Source organism: Burkholderia diffusa (genome assembly GCF_001718315.1).
In the GTDB taxonomy this organism is placed as follows: Bacteria; Pseudomonadota; Gammaproteobacteria; order Burkholderiales; family Burkholderiaceae; genus Burkholderia; species Burkholderia diffusa_B.
Genome location: NZ_CP013363.1, coordinates 1,011,420 through 1,028,407, shown reverse-complemented (window position 1 = coordinate 1,028,407; position 16,988 = coordinate 1,011,420). Strand labels below are relative to the sequence as shown.

Here is a 16,988-nt window from a genome sequence, read left to right as displayed (position 1 = left end):
GGGGCTGCCTGGGCACACGTTGCAGGACGCTGCTCGGCCGACGACGGCGCCCGCGCCATGCGCGCGGCGCGCACCCACGAAAAAAACCGGCCCGAAGGCCGGTTTTTTCATACCGCATGCCGTGAGCGGCGCTCGCGCGCCGCGCGACATCAGAAGCGGTGGATCAGGCCGACGCCTGCGGCGATCTGGTTCTGCTTCGAACCCGCGCCCACGCCGTCGCCGGTCGAGGTCGTCGCTGCGACGATCCCGCCCGTCGGGGTCAGCGTGTTGCCGCTCGCGTGCTGGTAAGCCTCAACTGCGTACAGGCCCGTGCGCTTCGACAGGCTGTAGTACTGCGACAGCGTAACCTGGTGGTACTTGGCCGAGCTGGAGATGCCGTTCGACTGCGTTGCCGCCGTGTACGAGTAGCCTGCCGCGAAGTCCCACTGCGGCGCTGCCTTCCAGTGCAGCACGGCGCCTGCCGTGTTGAAGATCGCCGTGTTCTTGAAGCCCGACAGCGTGCCCGGGATGTACTGGACGTTCGAGTACGACACCGAGATGTCCCACGCCGGCGTGAACTGGTAGCCAGCCGTCACAGCCAGGCGCTGCTGCGACTGTGCGAACTTGTAGCCGTTGTTGATCGACGACACTGCCGGTTCAGCACCGTTGCCGCTGCTGTCGAGACCGTTCTGGACCGTCGAGTTCGCGCCCCACGCGCCGCCGCCGAGCGACGCGTTGTTGACCTTCTGGTAGCCGACGGCGATGCCTGCCGGGCCGTTCAGGTACTGGATCGCCGCGCTCCACGTCGAGCCGCGGTTCACGCTGCCTGCGACGCCGCCGAACGAGTACGAACCGCCGACCGTGAAGCCGTAGAACTTCGGCGACATGTAGACGAGCGAATTGTTCGCGCGGTAGCTGGTGTCCAGGGAGTCGATATCACCCGGGTGCGCGCCGTAGTAACCGGTCAGCCACGTCGTCGGGCTGTACGGCGACAGCAGCGTGTAGTACGCGGTGTACTGGCGGCCAGCCGTCAGCGTACCGTACGTCGGGTTGGTCATGCCGACCCATGCCTGACGCGTGAAGATGCCGTTCGTCCATTGCGACGAGCCGTTGTTCGCGTTGAAGCCGGCTTCCAGCTGGAAAATCGCCTTCGTGCCGCCGCCGAGGTCTTCGCTGCCCTTCAGGCCGAAGCGGCTGCCTGCCCAGATGCCGGTGGCCATCTGCACCTTCGAGTGGCCGCCCGAGGTCGCGCCGGTTGCCGACGAGTTGTTCTGCCAGGCGATAGCGTTATCGACGATACCGTACAGGGTCACGCTGCTCTGGGCGTGGGCGGCGGTAGCGGCTGCGAGACCCGCTGCCGTCATGGCGAAAGCGACGCGCTTTTTCATTGATTCTCCGTCCTCAAAGAATGATTTCTTTTCTGGTGTGGTTTTATGACTGACACATGTGCGAGTACATGCCGGTGCGATTCTGACGGATTACCAATCGTTTCCCAACATGTGCAGTCGGTCATCGTATGATCGACGCAACGCAGGGGTTCACCAAACGGTTACATAACACCTGAAAACGCTTGTGCGGCGGGCCTCTCCGGAATTTCACGGTGAAAACCCTAGCTTTACATTTTTACTGGTGCATCGAGACCGTCCAATGTCGTCAGACGCCTTCGGCGACAACCTTCTTACAAATGCGCGATCGCGGTCGGTGCCGCGCTTCACGCCGCCGCGCAGGATCGCTGACATTCATGACACCCACGTTTCGGGAAACGAAATCATGAAAACGTTTCAGTTCGTGTGGCGAGAATCAGACAGGAAGACGGGAGCGGCCCGGCGAACGCGGGCCCAGGGGCGATGCCCGCGCGTGTCGCGCCGGCATCGTTCAGCACGATTCAGTGCGCGGACGGCTGTTCGATCCGCGCGTTCACCGCATCGACGAGCGCGTTCATGCGCGCGCGGATCGCTCCGTTCGAGCCAACGAGCGCAAGCGATGACGCCATGATCCGGTAGATCCGCTTGCGCGGCACCTTCGCCGGCCTCGCCGGATCGAGCCACGCGTCATGGCCGGCCAGCAGTTCGAGCGTTTCGAGGCCGATCATGATCGGCCAAAGGCACGCAAGCCGCAGACGCACGAAGCGGCGCGGAATCGCCAGCGTGTACCGGCATGCGTCGCGATACTGATCGAGCGCCACGCGCAGCAGGTCGATGAGCACGCCGCGCGCACGCGCCGACGCGTCGGGCGACATCAGGTCGGCAACGCCGACGCGGTGGGCGGCCAGCACGTCGTCCGGCAGGTAGCAGCGGCCAATCCGCAGATCCTTCGCGCAGTCGCGCAGGATGTTGGTCATCTGCAGCGCCTTGCCGAAACGAATGCCCTTCTCGCGCATGTCGGCCAGGTCCCAGCCGCGCGCGGCCCGCGTGTGCGCGCCGGTCATGTCGGTCCAGAATTCGCCGACGCAACCGGCGACCAGATACGTGTAGCGATCGAGCACGTCGCGGTCCGGCAGCGACGCGACCTCGCCCGACTGCTCGTCGGGGAACGTGCGCAGGTCGAATTCCATCCCCGACGTCAACGTCGCGACGACCTTGCGGATCGACGCGCGATCGGCCTCCGGTTGCGCGCGCAGCAGCGCGAGCATCGGCTGCATCGAGCCGAGCAGCACGTGCTCGTGCGAATCCGTCTGCATCCGCGTCACGTCCTCCAGCGCACGCGACAGCGCCGCGCCGTCGCCGAGCCGCTCGACGTCGTCGCGCAGATCGGTCAGCAGCGCCGCGCGGCGATCGGGTGCGACAAGCGCCGTGTCGGCGATCGTGTCGGCCGCGCGCGCGAGCAGGTAGGCCAGGCCGACCGGGGCGCGCATGCCGTCGGGCAACACGCGAAGCGTCAGGTAGAAGGAGCGGGAAACGTTCTTCAGCAGGTCGCCGAGCAGATAGGCGGGATTGGTATGAGTCGTCATGGGTCAGCAAAAATCGGCCGGCGCGGGCCCCGGACGCACATCGGCGCCGGGCGCCCGCGCCGGCCCGCGAGTCGCCGCATCGTCGCGCGCGGACGGGCGTCGGCCCGGCGCGGCGATGCAAAAGTCCCGCAAGTTTAGTGCATCCGGCGCGCCGGCTCCCGGCGACGGCCGGAACGCGCCGCGCGCGTGATCGCGCTTTCCAGCCATCCCGCGCTCCGCAACCGGATCAAGCCGGGCCCGCCGAACTGGAAGCTCGTGCAGTCGATGGACGAAGCCGGCCAGCGTCGTACGACTTCGTGAACGCGAACGACAAGCGCACCTGCGTGCGACCTGTCGACGTGCGACGGAATGCGCGGAATGCGCGGAATCGTGTGCTACGCGAACGGCGTCCGCCCGTACAAGACGTCGCTCATCGCCGTGCCGGCGGACGACACGCTGCAGCAGCCGACGCCGCACGTGCGCCACGCGCACGAAGCCGGCCTCGTCGTGCATGCGTACACGTTCCGTCCGGAGAACAACTTCCTGCCCGCGTCGCCGAAGGATGGCGGCACGCCCGCCACGCGCAACACCGCGGGCTCGATTCGCGAGATCCAGGCATACCTGCGCGCGGGCGCGACGGCTTCTTCACCGACGATCCGGCCACGGGCCGCACGGCCGTCGATACGTTCAAGCGCCGAGCGTACCGAGCGTCGAATGCGATGCGCCGCTGAACGCGCGGCAACCGGGCGCGGCGCATGTCGTGCCGCACACCGGTTGCCGCGTCGCGGTCAGATCACGTGGAAGTGGTGCGTGCCGTCGCGCTTCAGCTGGTCGACCAGCCCGTATTCCCAGTCGAGATACGCCTGCATCGCGGCGGCCGCGTTGTCGGTGCCTTCATACGGGCGCCGGTAGCGGTCGACGCGCGGCGACGCCAGATGCGTCTCGCCGTGCTCGAGCGGCAGCCCCGCGTCGATCCACGCGGCGGTGCCGCCGGTCAGCACCGAGATCGCCGCGCCAGCCGGCAGCAGCGCGCGCGCGTCGTCCGCCGCGAACCGCGCGAGCAGGCTCGAGCCGCACGTGAACACATAGCGCTTCGCTGGCGGAATCGCGGCGAGCGCGTCGCGCAACTGCGCGCGCACGACGAACCATGCGCCGGGAATATGCCGCTTCACGTAGTTCGCGCTGGTCGTCACGTCGACGACCGCGATCTCGCCCGCGGCCGCCTCGTTCAGCCAGCCCGCGAGCGTCGCGGGCGACACCTCGGCCACCTGCGGCGACGCCGGCACGTCGCGGGGCGGCTGACCGCGCTCGGTGAACGCCGCCGCGCCGGCCGGCTCGATCACGCGCACCTCCCAGCCCATCTGCGCGAGCCACGACGCGGTCATGTCCGCGCGCACGCCGTCGTCGTCGGCGAGTACGATGCGCGCGCCGCGCACGGCCGCATGATGATCGGTTTCCTGCACGAGCTGGCCGCCCGGCGTGCCCAGGAAGTCTGGCAGATGGCCGGCCTCGTATTCCTCCGGCGTACGCACGTCGAAGCGGTACAGCGTGCGGCCCGGCTCGTCGAGCGCCGCGACGTCCGCGAGCGCGATGCGCGGCACGCCGGCACGCTCGGCCACCGCGCGCGCGGCGCGACGGGCTTCCTCGCGCTGCGCGGGTTCGATGTCGTCCGGAAAGCGTCGCGCGGCGCCGTGCTCAAGCGCCTGGCCGGCGAGCGTCCAGCCGATCGTGCCGTTGCGCAATGCCGCGACCGGGTTCGGCAGCCCCGCATTCACGAGCGACTGCGTGCCGATGATGCTGCGCGTGCGGCCCGCGCAGTTCACCACGATCCGGGTTGCGGGGTTCGGCGCGAGCGCGCGCACGCGCAGTACGAGCTCCGCACCCGGCACGCTCGTCGACGTCGGGATGTTCATCGTCTGGTATTCGTCGAAGCGGCGCGCGTCGACGATCACGACGTCCGCCTTCTCGTCGATCAGCGCCTGCACTTCCTGCGCGGACAGCGACGGCGTATGGCGCTCGGCCTCGACCCATTCGCCGAACGACTTGCTCGGCACGTTCACGTCGATGAACAGCTCGCCGCCCGCGGCGAGCCAGGCCGCGAGACCGCCGTCGAGCAGCCGCACGTCGGTATAGCCGAGCTGCGCGAGCTTCGCGGCCGCGCGCGGCGCGAGATCCTCGCCGCCCGCTTCGCCGTACACGACGATCGGCGTGTCGCGGCGCGGAATGCGCGTCCACGCGTCGAGTTCGAGCTTCGACAGCGGAAAGTTGGCGGCCCAGAGCGGATGGCCCTGCGCGTAGGGATCTTCCTCGCGCACGTCGATCAGCGCGAGCTCGTCGCGGGCCAGGAGGCGCGCGCGTACGTCCTGGTACGACGCGACGGGGAAACGGGAAGTGGAATCAACGGATTGCGTCACGATGTCTCTGCTGGATTCTGTTGCAGTCGGTGAAGGAAACAAACGGAAAGCGGGTGAATCTCGAGCCCGCGGGCGCGCGCTCGGAACGGGCCGCCCGCGACTTGCGGCGTCACGCGTTCGAATAGCCGGACACGAACGGCTTCACGGTGCCGTCGTCCAGGAATACCGCGCGCTCGACCTTGCCGATGTTCGCGCCGTACACGTGGATGCTGATCGACACCTGGTCGGCGAACGCGTTGGTCACGCGATGAACGTCGCCGATGCGCGGCGACACGGCCTCGACGTCGCCCGGCCGCAGCCGCACCGCATCGCCCGACGGCACCGGCCGGCCGGTCGCGTCGAACCGGTACGGCTGCGAGAACTCGCCGCCGCGCAGCATCCCGATCAGCCCCCATACGGTGTGGTTGTGGATCGGCGTCGTCTGGCCGGGCCCCCACACAAAGCTGACGACGGAGAACCGCTCGTCGGGATCGAGATACAGCAGGTACTGGCGGTAGCGCGCCGGATCGGGCTGCGCGAACGCGTCGGGCAGCCAGTCGTCGTGCGCGACGAGCGCGGCCAGCAGCGCGCCGCCCTCGTCCAGGATGCGCGCCTCGTTCGCGCCGGACGCGAGCAGCGCGCCCAGCCTGTCGACGAACGGACGCAGCGGCGTCTGATGCAACGAAAGCGTACTCACCGGCTGCCTCCTCGAATATGATGCCGAATATGATGAATCGTCATGATGCACCCGAAATACCATGCAGAACAAACATGAAAATTAGCGATATCGACGCTTTTGCAGCGGTCGTCCGCTGCCAGACGCTGAGCCAGGCCGCGGCCGAGCTCGGGATGACGCAGCCGGCGATCACGCGGCGCGTGCAGAACCTCGAGGAAGCGCTCGGCGCGACGCTGCTCGACCGTAACACGAAGCCGCCGCGCCCGACCGACATCGGCCTGCAGGTGTTCGAGCAATGCCGCGCGATCCTGCGCGAAGTCGATGCGCTGCGCGAACTGACGGCCGGCCAGCGGCCGCCCGCCGGCGAATTCCGCGTCGGCCTCACGCAAGGGCTCGGCGAACTGATGCTTCCCGGCCTGATCGCGCGGATCGGCGCGCAATGGCCGGCGCTCGCCACGCAGGTCACGACGGCCTGGGGCGGCACGCTCGTCGAGCGCGTCGCGCGCCGCGAACTCGACGCAGCGCTTGTGTTTCTGGCCCGCGAGATGCTGTTGCCGCCGCAGGTCGACGGCGAGCGGCTGCTGGCCACGCGGCTCGTCGCGGTCGGCCGCAAGGGCGATTGGCCGCGCCGCAGCTACCGGCTCGCCGACTGTCACGCGCGCGGCTGGGTGCTCAATCCCGACGGCTGCGGCTTTCGCGCGGGTCTGCGCCGCGCGCTCGACGCGCAAGGGCTGCCGATGCCGGTCGCGCTCGATACCTATGGCCGCGACCTGCAATTGCAGAGCGTCGCGAACGGGTTCGGCCTCGGGCTGATGCCGCTGCCGCTTGTCGAAGGCAGCCCGCTGCGCGACGCGGTCGACATCGTGCCGCTCGCCGATTTCAAACCGCAGATCGATCTGTGGCTGCTGCGCCGGCAGGACGCCGCGCGCTTCGGGGCGCCGCTCGCCGCCGTGGCCGCGCATGCGCGCGCGGCGTTCGCGCTGCCCGAAGATGCAGCCGAACGCGACGAAGCCGCTTGACCGCGGCCGGCGATGACGCCCGCAAGGCGTCGTTCCGTTTGCACCGACTGCCACACGGCCCCGCTCACGCATCGTCTTCGTTTCGGCCGGATGCCGGTGCGCCGCGTGACGTACCACCGGCCCCCGCGTTCGTCGTCGCGCTGCGCGACGCCGCGTCGAGTGCCGCCCGTCCGGCGGCCACCGCGATCGCATCGTCCTGCGGCGTGTGCACGCGGCTGCACAGCACGTCGCGATAGTGACGCTCGAGCGGATGGTGGCGGCTCAGCCCGTGATTGCCCGACAGCTTCAACGCGTGCTCGACCGTGCGGATCGCCTGCTCCGTCACGGTTCGCTTGACGAGGCCGCTCGTCGTCACCGTCGGCGCGTCGCCCGTGTCGGTGCGCGCGATGTGCTCGTCGAGCAGCACGCGATTCGTGTGCAACCACCCTTCGATCTCGCCGACGGCCTCCTGAATGCGCGGCAGCGTCGCGAGCGGGACGCCGAGCCCGCTCGGCACGCGCGTCGTCGCGAACTCGAGCAACCAGTCGCGCGACGCACGCGCCACCGCATCGTAGAGGCTGCCGAGCAACGCGACCATCCACGCCTGCTGGTCGGCCTGCGCGTCGATATCCGCATGGCTCGCGGCCGATACGGCCCACGCATCGGGCGCGCGCACGTCCACCGCATGATCGGCGGGCAGCCGCACGTCGTCGAACACGACCTCGTGGCTGCCCGGTGCGCGCAGGCCCAGGTGATTCCAGCTTTCGATCACGCGAATGCCTGCTTCGTCATCCGTATCGCGCTCGCGCGGAACCAGGAATACGCCGACACGCGGTTCGGGTTCGTCGGTGCGCGCCCACACGGCGAGCCAGCGCAGCGCCGGAATGCCGGTGCTGTACAGCTTGTGGCCGGACAACCGCCAGCCGTCGCCGTCGCGGCGCGCGATCGTCTCGGGCAGGCCGCCTCGCGACGGCGAACCGAGCGCCGGTTCGACGCGCAACGCGTTGATCAGCGCGCCTTCGGCGACCGCACTGTCGAACACCGCGCGCCGCACGCGCGCGGGCCAGCGGTTGTCCGCGCGGCCGAGCGCGCGATGCTGCAGATACGTCATCGTCAGCACCAGTGCGGTCGCGGGATCGGCGCGCGCGACGGCGGCGACGATCCGGCTCGCCTGTGCGAGCGTCGCGCCCGCGCCGCCGTGCTCGCGCGGCACGACCTGCGCGATCAGCCCGGCACGATGCAGCCGCGCGAAGTTCTCGTGCGGGAAGCGGCCGTCGACATCGTTGCGGGCGGCATCGGCGGCGAGATCGGGCGCGAGGCGCTCGAGCAGCGCGGCGACGCGCGCATCGTCGGCAGGCAGGTGGCGCAGCGACGACGACTGCTGCGATAGCGGCGAGGAAGCGGCAAGGCGGGCGGACATCGGTACAGATTCCCTCGGTGACTGGGTAGCTGGGTAACGTAACCGCGGCGAGAGCGGAGATCGATTGGCGAATGGCGAATGGCGCGGCAGCGCGTGAAGCCGGTGGCGATCGGATGCGCTCGCGTGCCGGTTCGCGGTCGTTCGCCGCGAACGCGTGCGCATGCATCGGCATTCGACGCATGCCGATCCGGTACCTGCCCCGCACGGAAGCGCCGCCCGACACACCCGCGACGCCCTCGCCGCTCCATCGCGAGCTCATAGCGTATGCGCAACGTGCAACCGCCCAAACCATGCAAATCTGATATTCAAATCGGGATTCATTATTTCCGTTCCGCATGATCCCGGCGGTAATCTGCGCTCCATTCCTGCCCCGCCGGCCGTCGTGGCCGCGTAGGGCCGTCCTCGCATCGGAGACCCAGATGAGCGTCGAATTCATCGGCATGATCCAGAGCCAGAAGCAGTCGGAAATCCATCCGCCCACCGGCCCCGTCGTCGATCCCGATTACGTGCGCGACTTCGCCCGCGCACATGAAACGGCCGGCTTCGACCGGATCCTCGTCCCGCATCATTCGACCGGCCCGTCCGCGACGCTGACGATCGCGTTCGCTGCCGCCGCGACCGAGCGCATCCATTTCATGCTCGCGCATCGGCCGGGCTTCACCGCGCCGACGCTCGCCGCGCGGCAGATCGCGACGCTCGATCAGTTCAGCCGCGGCCGGCTCGCCGTGCACTTCATCTCCGGCGGCTCGGACAGCGAGCAGCAGCGCGACGGCGACTTCCTCGACCACGATGCACGCTACGCGCGCACCGACGAATATCTCGGCATCCTGCGCCGCGTCTGGACCGAAACGCAGCCGTTCGATCACGACGGCGCGCACTACCGCTTCACGCAGGGCTTTTCCGAAGTGAAGCCGTACCAGCAGCCGCACGTGCCGATCTACTTCGGCGGCGCGTCGGACGCGGCGCTGCAAGTCGCCGGCAAGCACGCGGACGTCTATGCGCTGTGGGGCGAATCGCTCGACCAGGTGCGCGACCTGACGACCCGCGTGCGCGCCGAAGCCGCGAAGCACGGCCGGCAGGTGCGCTTCTCCGTGTCGTTCCGGCCGATCCTCGCGGCGACCGAGGACGAAGCATGGGCGCGCGCGCACCGCATCCTCGACGAAACCCGCCGGTTGCGCGAAGCGGCCGGCCTCGGCACCGGCGGCCCGCAGCAGAGCGAAGGCGCGCGGCGCCTGCTCGCCGCGGCCGAACGCGGCTCGCGCGTCGACAAGCGGCTGTGGACCGAGATCGCGAAGCTCACCGGCGCGCGCTCGAATTCGACCGCGCTGGTCGGCACGCCCGAACAGGTCGCCGACGCGCTGCTCGATTACTACGACCTCGGCGTGACGACCTTCCTGATCCGCGGCTTCGATCCGCTCGAAGATGCAATCGACTACGGCCGCGAACTGATTCCGCGCGTGCGCAGCGCCGTCGCGGCACGCGACGCGGCGCGCCGCGCGGCCTGACGCAAAAGGAGACGCCGACCATGTCCGCTGTCCTCTCTTCGTCATTGCCCGCGCGCACCACGTCCGGCCTCGTTCTCGCCGACACGCCGCGTCAGCATTTCTGGTTCGATCCACCTGCGCCGCGCGTCGACGTCGCCGCCGAGCGCCGCCACCGGCAGGAACGGCTCGCGGCCGCGTTCCGCCTGTTCGCACGTTTCGGCTTCGCGTCGGGTCTCGCCGGCCACATCACCGCGCGCGACCCCGAACTGCCCGACCACTTCTGGGTGAATCCGCTAGGCGTGCATTTCTCGCGGATCAAGGTGTCGGACCTGCTGCTCGTCAACGCGCGCGGCGAAACCGCGATCGGCAACCGGCCGCTGAACAAGGCCGCATTCGCGATCCACGCGGCGATTCACGACGCGCATCCGCACATCGTCGCGGCCGCGCATACGCATTCGACCTACGGCAAGGCGTGGTCGACGCTCGGTCGCCCGCTCGCCCCGCTGACGCAGGACGCGTGCGTGTTCTACGAGGATCACGCGCTGTTCGACGACTTCACGGGCATGGTCGTCGATACGAGCGAAGGCGCACGGATCGCGAACGCGCTCGCGAAACCCGACGGCACCACGCACAAGGGCGTGATCCTGAAGAACCACGGCATCCTGACGGCCGGTCCGACGGTCGAGGCCGCCGCGTGGTGGTACATCGCGCTCGACAATGCCGCGCACACGCAGCTGCTGGCCGAAGCGGCCGGCACGCCGCAACCGATCGATCACGCGACCGCGCGACACACGCACGGCCAGATCGGCGGCCCGGACGGCGCATTGCACGCGTTCGACAGCCTGTTCGCACGCGTCGTCGCCGACGAGCCCGACCTGCTCGACTGAGCGCCCCGCCGCACGACCGGAACCGGAGACCACACGATGACCGATACCACCGCACCCGCGCCGACCGGCGCCCCTGACGACAAGCGCCGACGGCTGCTGCGCGCGGCCGGCGCCGCCGCGCTCGCCGCGCCGGCGATCACGCTCGGCCGCAAAGCGTGGTCCGCGCCGCCGCTGAAGAAGCTCACGTTCGCGTGGAACCAGAATGCGTTCTGCCTGACGCCGATCGTCGTCGCGCAGGAGAACGGCTTCTTCGAGAAGAACGGATTGAAGGTCGAACTGATCAACTACAGCGGATCGACCGATCAGTTGCTCGAATCGATCGCGACCGGCAAGGCCGATGCGGCGGTCGGGATGATCCACCGCTGGCTGAAGCCGCTCGAAGCCGGCTTCGACGTGAAAATCATCGGCAGCTCGCACGGCGGCTGCGTGCGGCTGCTCGGCGCGAAGACGGCCGGCGTGACGACGCTGCAGGCGCTGAAGGGCAAGACGGTCGGCGTCAGCGATCTCGCGGCGCCGGGCAAGCATTTCTTCTCGATCCTGCTCGCGAAGAACGGCATCGATCCCGAACGCGACGTCACCTGGCGGCAGTATCCGGCCGACCTGCTCGGCGTCGCGGTCGACAAGGGCGAGATCCAGGCGATCGCCGACGGCGACCCGAACCTCTATCTGCTCGAAAAGCGCAGCAACGGCGCGTATACGGAACTCGCGACGAACCTGTCCGGCGAATACGCGCGCAAGGTGTGCTGCGTGATCGGTGCGCGCGGCGACCTCGTGCGCAACGACCGGCCGGCGGCAGCCGCACTCGCGCGCTCGATCGTGCAAGCCACCGAGTACACGCACGACAATCCGAACGAAGCCGCGAAGGCGTTCGCGAAGTATTCGCCGAAGATCAACCCGGAAGATCTGCGCAAGCTGTACGCGACGCTGACCTACACGCACCACCCGACCAACGTCGACCTGCAGCAGGAAATCGCGTTCTACGCGGACGATTTCCGCCGGATCGGCGTGCTGAAGAAAGGCACCGACCCGCAGCGCTTCGCGCAGCAGGTCTATTCGAACGTGCTGGGGTGACGCGATGTCGACGATCGAACACGCACCTGCTTCGCGCCCTGCACCGGCGCGGGGCGAAGCCGCCGCCGCGACTTCCGCCGTCGCCGCCGCTCCCCGTCCCGCATGCGCGGGGTGCGATGCGATCGCCGCAGCGGACGCACGCCGCGCACGTACCTGGCCGACCGGCATCGCGGCGGCGCTCGCGTGGGCCGCGCTCGGCGCGGTGACTCGCGTGTGGCCGAATCGCGTCGTCGGTTTCACCGACTGGGCGTACACCGACACGTTCGGCATCGCCGCGTGGGCGATCGCCGCGCTGCTGCTGGCCGCCGCGACGCTCGGTCATCGCGTGCCTGCCACGCGCGCGCGGCTTGCCCGCGTGCGCCCGGCCGGCCCGTGGCTCGTCGCCCTGCCGCTCGTGCTTGCCGCATGGGAAATCGCCACGGCCAAGACCGGCTGGCTGCCGACGCCGTTCTTCGCGCCGCCGCAGGCACTCATCGAGGTCTACGTCGACGATTGGCCGCGCCTCGCCGGCAGCGCCGGCAATACGCTGAAGCTGCTTTCGCTCGGATTCGCCTACGGCGTCGCGGCCGGGTTCGCGGTCGGCGTATCGATCGGCTGGTCGCGCCGCATCGGCTACTGGGTGCATCCGGTGCTGCGCGTGCTCGGCCCGGTGCCGGCCACCGCGTTGCTGCCGCTCACGTTCTACTTCTTCCCGACGAGCTATTCGGCCGCCGCATTCCTGATCGCGTTGTCGACCGGCTTCCCGGTCGCGGTACTGACATGGTCGGGCGTCGCGAGCGTGAACCGGCAGTACTACGACGTCGCGCGCACGCTCGGCGCGAACGCGCGCTTCCTGGTGTTGCGCGTCGCGATTCCCGCCGCGCTGCCGCACGTGTTCGTCGGCATCTTCATGGGGCTGAGCGCCTCGTTCACGGTGCTCGTCGTCGCCGAGATGATGGGCGTCAAGTCGGGGCTCGGCTGGTATCTGAGCTGGGCGCAGGGCTGGGCGTCGTATGTGAACATGTATGCGGCGCTGATCGTGATGGCGCTGCTGTTTTCCGGGTTGATCGCGCTGCTGTTCGCGGTGCGCGACCGTGTGCTCGCGTGGCAGAAAGGAACCGTCAAATGGTAAGCGCCGCCGTTCTCGAATCGCCCGTCTCCACGGCACCCGCCAAATCCGATGCCGCGACGGTGCGCGGCGCGCGCATCGACATCCGCCGCGTGAGCCATGCGTTCGACGGCCCCGGCGGCCCGCTGCCGGTGCTCGACGACGTCACGCTGTCGGTCGCGGCCGGCGAATTCGTCGCGCTGCTCGGCCCGAGCGGCTGCGGGAAATCGACACTGCTGCGGCTCGTCGCGGGCCTCGACGCCGCGCGACAAGGCGCAATCGCGCAGGACGGCGTGCCGATCGAACGTCCGGATCCGTCGCGCATCGTCGTGTTCCAGGATCCGACGCTGTACCCGTGGCGCCGCGTGCGCGCGAACGTCGCGCTCGGCCTCGAGGCGCGCGGCGTGGCGCGCACCGCGCAGCATCGTGTCGACGATGCGCTCGCGCGCGTCGGGCTGCAGGAATTCTCGAACGTGTTTCCGCATCAGCTGTCCGGCGGGATGGCGCAGCGGGTCGCGCTCGCCCGCGCGCTCGTCAACGATCCGCGCCTGCTGATCCTCGACGAGCCGCTCGGCAAGCTCGATTCGCTGACACGGTTGACGATGCAGGCCGAGTTGACCGCGCTGTGGCAACGCGACGGATTCTCCGCGCTGCTCGTCACGCACGACGTCGAGGAAGCGCTGTTTCTTGCGCAGCGCGTGATCGTGTTCGGGCCGCGGCCCGCACGGATCGTCGCGGAACTGCATGTCGACCTGCCGTATCCGCGCCATCGCGGCGATCCGCGTCTCGCCGAACTGCGTCACGAAGCGCTGCGACATCTCGGACTCGATGCGAGCTGGTAGATGCCGAGTGCTGCCAGCAGAACGACCCGCGCATGGCGAAGGCCGCGCCGATGAACGCACCGCCGTTCGCCGACTGGGCCCTCCTGTTCCTGCAACTGCTGTATCGCGCGCAGATCGCGCTCTCCCGGGCGCTGCATGCGGCCGGCCTGATCGGCGATGCCGACGGACAGGCCGCGTGGCCCTGGCCGCACCGGATCGCGCTCGAAACGCTGCGCATCGATGCAGCGCTCACGCGACAGCTGGCGTTCGCTTGCGCGGCAACCGCGCTCGCCGTGGCGCTCGGCTGTATCGCGCTGGTTTCGCGCAAGTGGCGGGCGGCATCGGCAATCGCCGCGCTGGCCGTCGCGTGGTTCGCGCCGTGGCCACCGGCGTCGCTGTGGCTCGCACCTGCGGTGCCCACGAGTTTCCAGCGCGATCCCGCGCCGCTTTCCGTCGCGAACGTCATGCACGGCGCGCACCTGTATGCGCGGCATTGCGCGGCATGTCACGGCGCGGACGGCCGCGGCGAAGGGCCGCTCGCGGCAACGCTCGCGCATTGGCCGCCGACCTTCGCGGGCGCGCTGCTCGCCCGCCGGCTCGACGGCGAACTGTACTGGCGCGTGCGGCACGGCACGCACGACGCGCGCGGCGCATCGTCGATGCCGGGCTTCGCCGCGACGCTCGGCCCGGCCGACACATGGGCCGTGCTCGCTTACCTGAAGGCGCTGTCGGCCGGCAGCGGCGCGCAGGCGGGAGGTGCGTGGCCCGTGCCGGTTCCGCTGCCAGCGCTCGACGTGCGTTGCGGCAGCGCCGCGCCGCAACCGCTCGAGCGCTGGCGCGAAGGCCAGCGCGTGCGCATCGTCGCGCTCGCACCGGGCAGCGCTGCCCCGACGGAAGATCCGCGCTGGCAGACGCTGCTCGTCACCGCCGACGATACGCACGCGCCACCGGCAACCGGTACACGCGCGAACTGCGTCGCGTCGACGCCCGGTGCATGGCAAGCGTTCGCGACGATCGCCGGCGTGCCGCCAGGGACGTTCGGCGGCACGCAACTGCTCGCCGACCGGCGCGGCTGGCTACGGGCGCGCGCGTTGCCGGGGAGCACGGGCTGGTCGTCCGACGATTTGCTGTGCCGCTCGGATGCGACCGCACGGCCATCCGCCGCGACCGCGAGCGCCGATCCGCTGACGGCCCTGCTGCTGCGCGTGGACGCCGAACCCGTGCGCGACGTACAGGCCGGGCTCCCGCATTGAATCCCTGAACCGTTTTCCCCGACCGACCGAACTTCACGATGAATCCGACCCGACGCCACTTCCTCGCGCAAGCGAGCGCCCTCGCCACCACCCTAGCCGTCGCGCCGATCGCATTGCACGCGCAATCGGGTGCGCGGCCGCTGCTGCGTGCTGGCGATCAGAAAGGCGGGCTGCGCGCGCTGCTCGAAGCGGCCGGCGAACTGAACGGCCTCGCGTACGACATCGCATGGACCGAATTCCCGGCCGCCGCGCCGCTGGCCGAAGCGCTGAATGCGGCGGCCGTCGACTGCGGACCGATCGGCGACGCGCCGGTGATATTCGCGCTCGCATCGGGCGCGCGCATCAAGGTGATCGGCGCGAACCGGTCCGACCCGTACGGCACCGCCGTGCTCGTGCGACCCGACGCGCCGCTGAAGGACGCCGCCGACCTGAAAGGCGCGCGCATCGGCACCACGCGCGGCTCGATCGGCCATTTCGTCACGCTGAAGGCGCTCGACGCCGCGGGCCTGCCGCCCGACGCCGTATCGTTCCGCTTCCTGCCGCCGGCCGACACGATGCTTGCGCTCGCAACCGGTTCGATCGACGCGTGGGCGACGTGGGAACCCTATACCGCGCTCGCCGAAACGAGCGGCCGCGCACGCGTGCTCGTCAACGGCCGCGGTCTGTGGTCGGGCCTGAGCTACGTCGCGGCGACCGACGCGGCGCTCGCATCGAAGCGGGACGTGCTGCGCGACTTCCTGCAACGCGTCGTGCGCGCGCAGGCCTGGTCGTACCGGCACGTCGACGCGTACTCCGCGGCGCTCGCGCGCATCGTCGGCATCCCGCCGGCGGCCGCCAGGCTGCAATTCGAGCGCCGCAACACGCGCTGGCAGCCGATCGACGCGACGATGATCGCCGCGCAACAACGCACGGCCGACTTCTACCTGAAGGCCGGGCTGCTGCGCCGGCCGCTCGACGTGCGCACGACCTTCGACCTTGGCTTTCCGCTGGCGTGACCGGCCGCGCGGCGCGGCGCTGCGCGACGGCTTGCAACCGCCCAAACGGCTTGCACACGATCTGGCACAATCGCGATTCGACCATCCCGCCTTCGTCAGCCAGCGTCATGCCAGCCATCTCCGAACTCTTCGTTTATCCGATCAAATCCTGCGCCGGCATCGCGCTGTCGCGCGCGCAACTGCTCGAAACGGGCCTCGCGTACGATCGCCACTGGCTGATCACGACCCCGGACGGGATGATGATCACGCAGCGCACGCACCCGCGCCTCGCGCTGATCCGCACCGCGCTCGAGCACGATGCGCTCGTGCTGAACGCGCCGGGCATGCCCGAGATCCGCACGCCGCTCGACGGCGATGCGACACCCGCCACGCCGAAGATGGCCGCGACCGTCTGGCGCGACACCGTCGATGCGATCGACACGGGCGCCGAGACGGCCGCATGGCTGACCGAATTCCTCGGCACGCCGTTGAAGCTCGCACGCTTCGGCGCCGAGTCGCGTCGCGGCTGCAACCGCAAATGGACCGGCGACATCGACACGCACACGCAGTTCGCGGACGGCTTTCCGCTGCTCGTGATCGGCCAATCGTCGCTCGACGACCTGAATGCGAAGCTCGTCGCGAAAGGCGCGCCTACGATTCCGATGAACCGCTTCCGCCCGAACATCGTTGTGTCGAATCTCGATGCGTACGAAGAGGATTTCGTCGAGCATCTCGACGTAGCAGGCGATACGCCCGTGCGGCTGCGCCTCGTGAAGCTGTGCACGCGCTGCCCGATGCCGACGATCGACCAGGTCACCGGCGCGCCGAACCCCGAATGGCCGCACGAGCCGACCGACACGATGCAGACCTATCGTGCGCATCCGAACTACGACGACGCGCTGACGTTCGGCATCAACGCGATCGTCGTCGAAGGCGCGGGCGCATGGCTTGAGGTCGGGCAGTCGCTCGAAGCTGAGATCGGCTTCGGCGACTGAGCGGATGGACGCGCGCGGCGG

At 69.5% G+C, this 16,988-nt stretch carries 14 protein-coding genes and 1 pseudogene; 10 read left to right on the top strand and 5 right to left on the bottom strand.

Features of this window, described 5'->3' with window-relative positions; genetic code table 11:
- Positions 1-149: 149 nt before the first annotated feature.
- Both WI26_RS19995 and WI26_RS19990 read right to left on the bottom strand, forming a co-directional pair.
- Positions 150-1,367 carry a porin gene (locus WI26_RS19995; RefSeq protein ID WP_059466175.1) on the bottom strand — a complete coding sequence of 406 codons (1,218 nt, stop codon included), beginning with the start codon at positions 1,365-1,367 and terminating at the stop codon, positions 150-152.
- Positions 1,368-1,864: 497 nt separating this feature from the next.
- Positions 1,865-2,929: a phytoene/squalene synthase family protein gene (locus WI26_RS19990; protein WP_069226935.1), complete on the bottom strand. Its 1,065-nt coding sequence runs from the start codon at positions 2,927-2,929 to the stop codon at positions 1,865-1,867.
- A gap of 210 nt (positions 2,930-3,139) precedes the next feature.
- On the opposite strand from WI26_RS19990, the pseudogene WI26_RS31495 reads away from it, so the two are divergent.
- Positions 3,140-3,639 (top strand): annotated as a pseudogene (locus WI26_RS31495) (glycerophosphodiester phosphodiesterase family protein); the annotation flags it as partial.
- Between the two features lie 57 nt (positions 3,640-3,696).
- Here WI26_RS31495 and WI26_RS19975 read toward each other — a convergent pair.
- Positions 3,697-5,322 carry a rhodanese-related sulfurtransferase gene (locus WI26_RS19975; RefSeq protein WP_069226932.1) on the bottom strand — a complete coding sequence of 542 codons (1,626 nt, stop codon included), beginning with the start codon at positions 5,320-5,322 and terminating at the stop codon, positions 3,697-3,699.
- Between the two features lie 109 nt (positions 5,323-5,431).
- The gene (locus WI26_RS19970; RefSeq protein ID WP_059466179.1) at positions 5,432-5,998 is read right to left on the bottom strand and encodes a cysteine dioxygenase; all 567 of its coding nucleotides are present in this window, start codon (positions 5,996-5,998) and stop codon (positions 5,432-5,434) included.
- A 74-nt stretch (positions 5,999-6,072) separates the two neighbouring features.
- Between WI26_RS19970 and WI26_RS19965 the strand changes: the two genes are divergently transcribed.
- Positions 6,073-6,996 carry a LysR family transcriptional regulator gene (locus WI26_RS19965; protein ID WP_069226931.1) on the top strand — a complete coding sequence of 308 codons (924 nt, stop codon included), beginning with the start codon at positions 6,073-6,075 and terminating at the stop codon, positions 6,994-6,996.
- A 64-nt stretch (positions 6,997-7,060) separates the two neighbouring features.
- Here WI26_RS19965 and WI26_RS19960 read toward each other — a convergent pair whose 3' ends face one another.
- Positions 7,061-8,395 (bottom strand): acyl-CoA dehydrogenase family protein, encoded by a 1,335-nt coding sequence (locus WI26_RS19960; protein ID WP_069226930.1) that lies wholly within the window; start codon positions 8,393-8,395, stop codon positions 7,061-7,063.
- 419 nt (positions 8,396-8,814) lie between these two features.
- Here WI26_RS19960 and WI26_RS19950 point away from each other — a divergent pair, with 419 nt between their 5' ends.
- The 8 genes from WI26_RS19950 to WI26_RS19915 all read left to right on the top strand — a co-directional run bounded on the left by WI26_RS19950 (position 8,815) and on the right by WI26_RS19915 (position 16,967).
- Positions 8,815-9,900, top strand: a complete 1,086-nt coding sequence (locus tag WI26_RS19950) for an LLM class flavin-dependent oxidoreductase (protein WP_069226928.1) — start codon at positions 8,815-8,817, stop codon at positions 9,898-9,900.
- A 20-nt stretch (positions 9,901-9,920) separates the two neighbouring features.
- Positions 9,921-10,766 carry a class II aldolase/adducin family protein gene (locus WI26_RS19945; RefSeq protein WP_069226927.1) on the top strand — a complete coding sequence of 282 codons (846 nt, stop codon included), beginning with the start codon at positions 9,921-9,923 and terminating at the stop codon, positions 10,764-10,766.
- Between the two features lie 36 nt (positions 10,767-10,802).
- A complete protein-coding gene (locus WI26_RS19940; protein WP_059466184.1) occupies positions 10,803-11,837 on the top strand; it encodes an ABC transporter substrate-binding protein in 1,035 nt (344 codons plus the stop codon).
- A 4-nt stretch (positions 11,838-11,841) separates the two neighbouring features.
- Positions 11,842-12,948 carry an ABC transporter permease gene (locus tag WI26_RS19935; protein WP_069226926.1) on the top strand — a complete coding sequence of 369 codons (1,107 nt, stop codon included), beginning with the start codon at positions 11,842-11,844 and terminating at the stop codon, positions 12,946-12,948.
- Positions 12,942-13,766 (top strand): ABC transporter ATP-binding protein, encoded by an 825-nt coding sequence (locus tag WI26_RS19930; protein WP_069226925.1) that lies wholly within the window; start codon positions 12,942-12,944, stop codon positions 13,764-13,766. The genes WI26_RS19935 and WI26_RS19930 overlap by 7 nt, the downstream gene beginning before the upstream one ends.
- 50 nt (positions 13,767-13,816) lie before the next feature.
- Positions 13,817-14,998 carry a c-type cytochrome gene (locus WI26_RS19925; RefSeq protein WP_069227799.1) on the top strand — a complete coding sequence of 394 codons (1,182 nt, stop codon included), beginning with the start codon at positions 13,817-13,819 and terminating at the stop codon, positions 14,996-14,998.
- 38 nt (positions 14,999-15,036) lie between these two features.
- Positions 15,037-15,993, top strand: a complete 957-nt coding sequence (locus WI26_RS19920) for an ABC transporter substrate-binding protein (protein WP_059539627.1) — start codon at positions 15,037-15,039, stop codon at positions 15,991-15,993.
- A 107-nt stretch (positions 15,994-16,100) separates the two neighbouring features.
- Entirely contained in the window at positions 16,101-16,967 is an 867-nt protein-coding gene (locus WI26_RS19915; RefSeq protein WP_069226924.1) for an MOSC domain-containing protein, read from the top strand.
- Positions 16,968-16,988 lie beyond the last annotated feature (21 nt).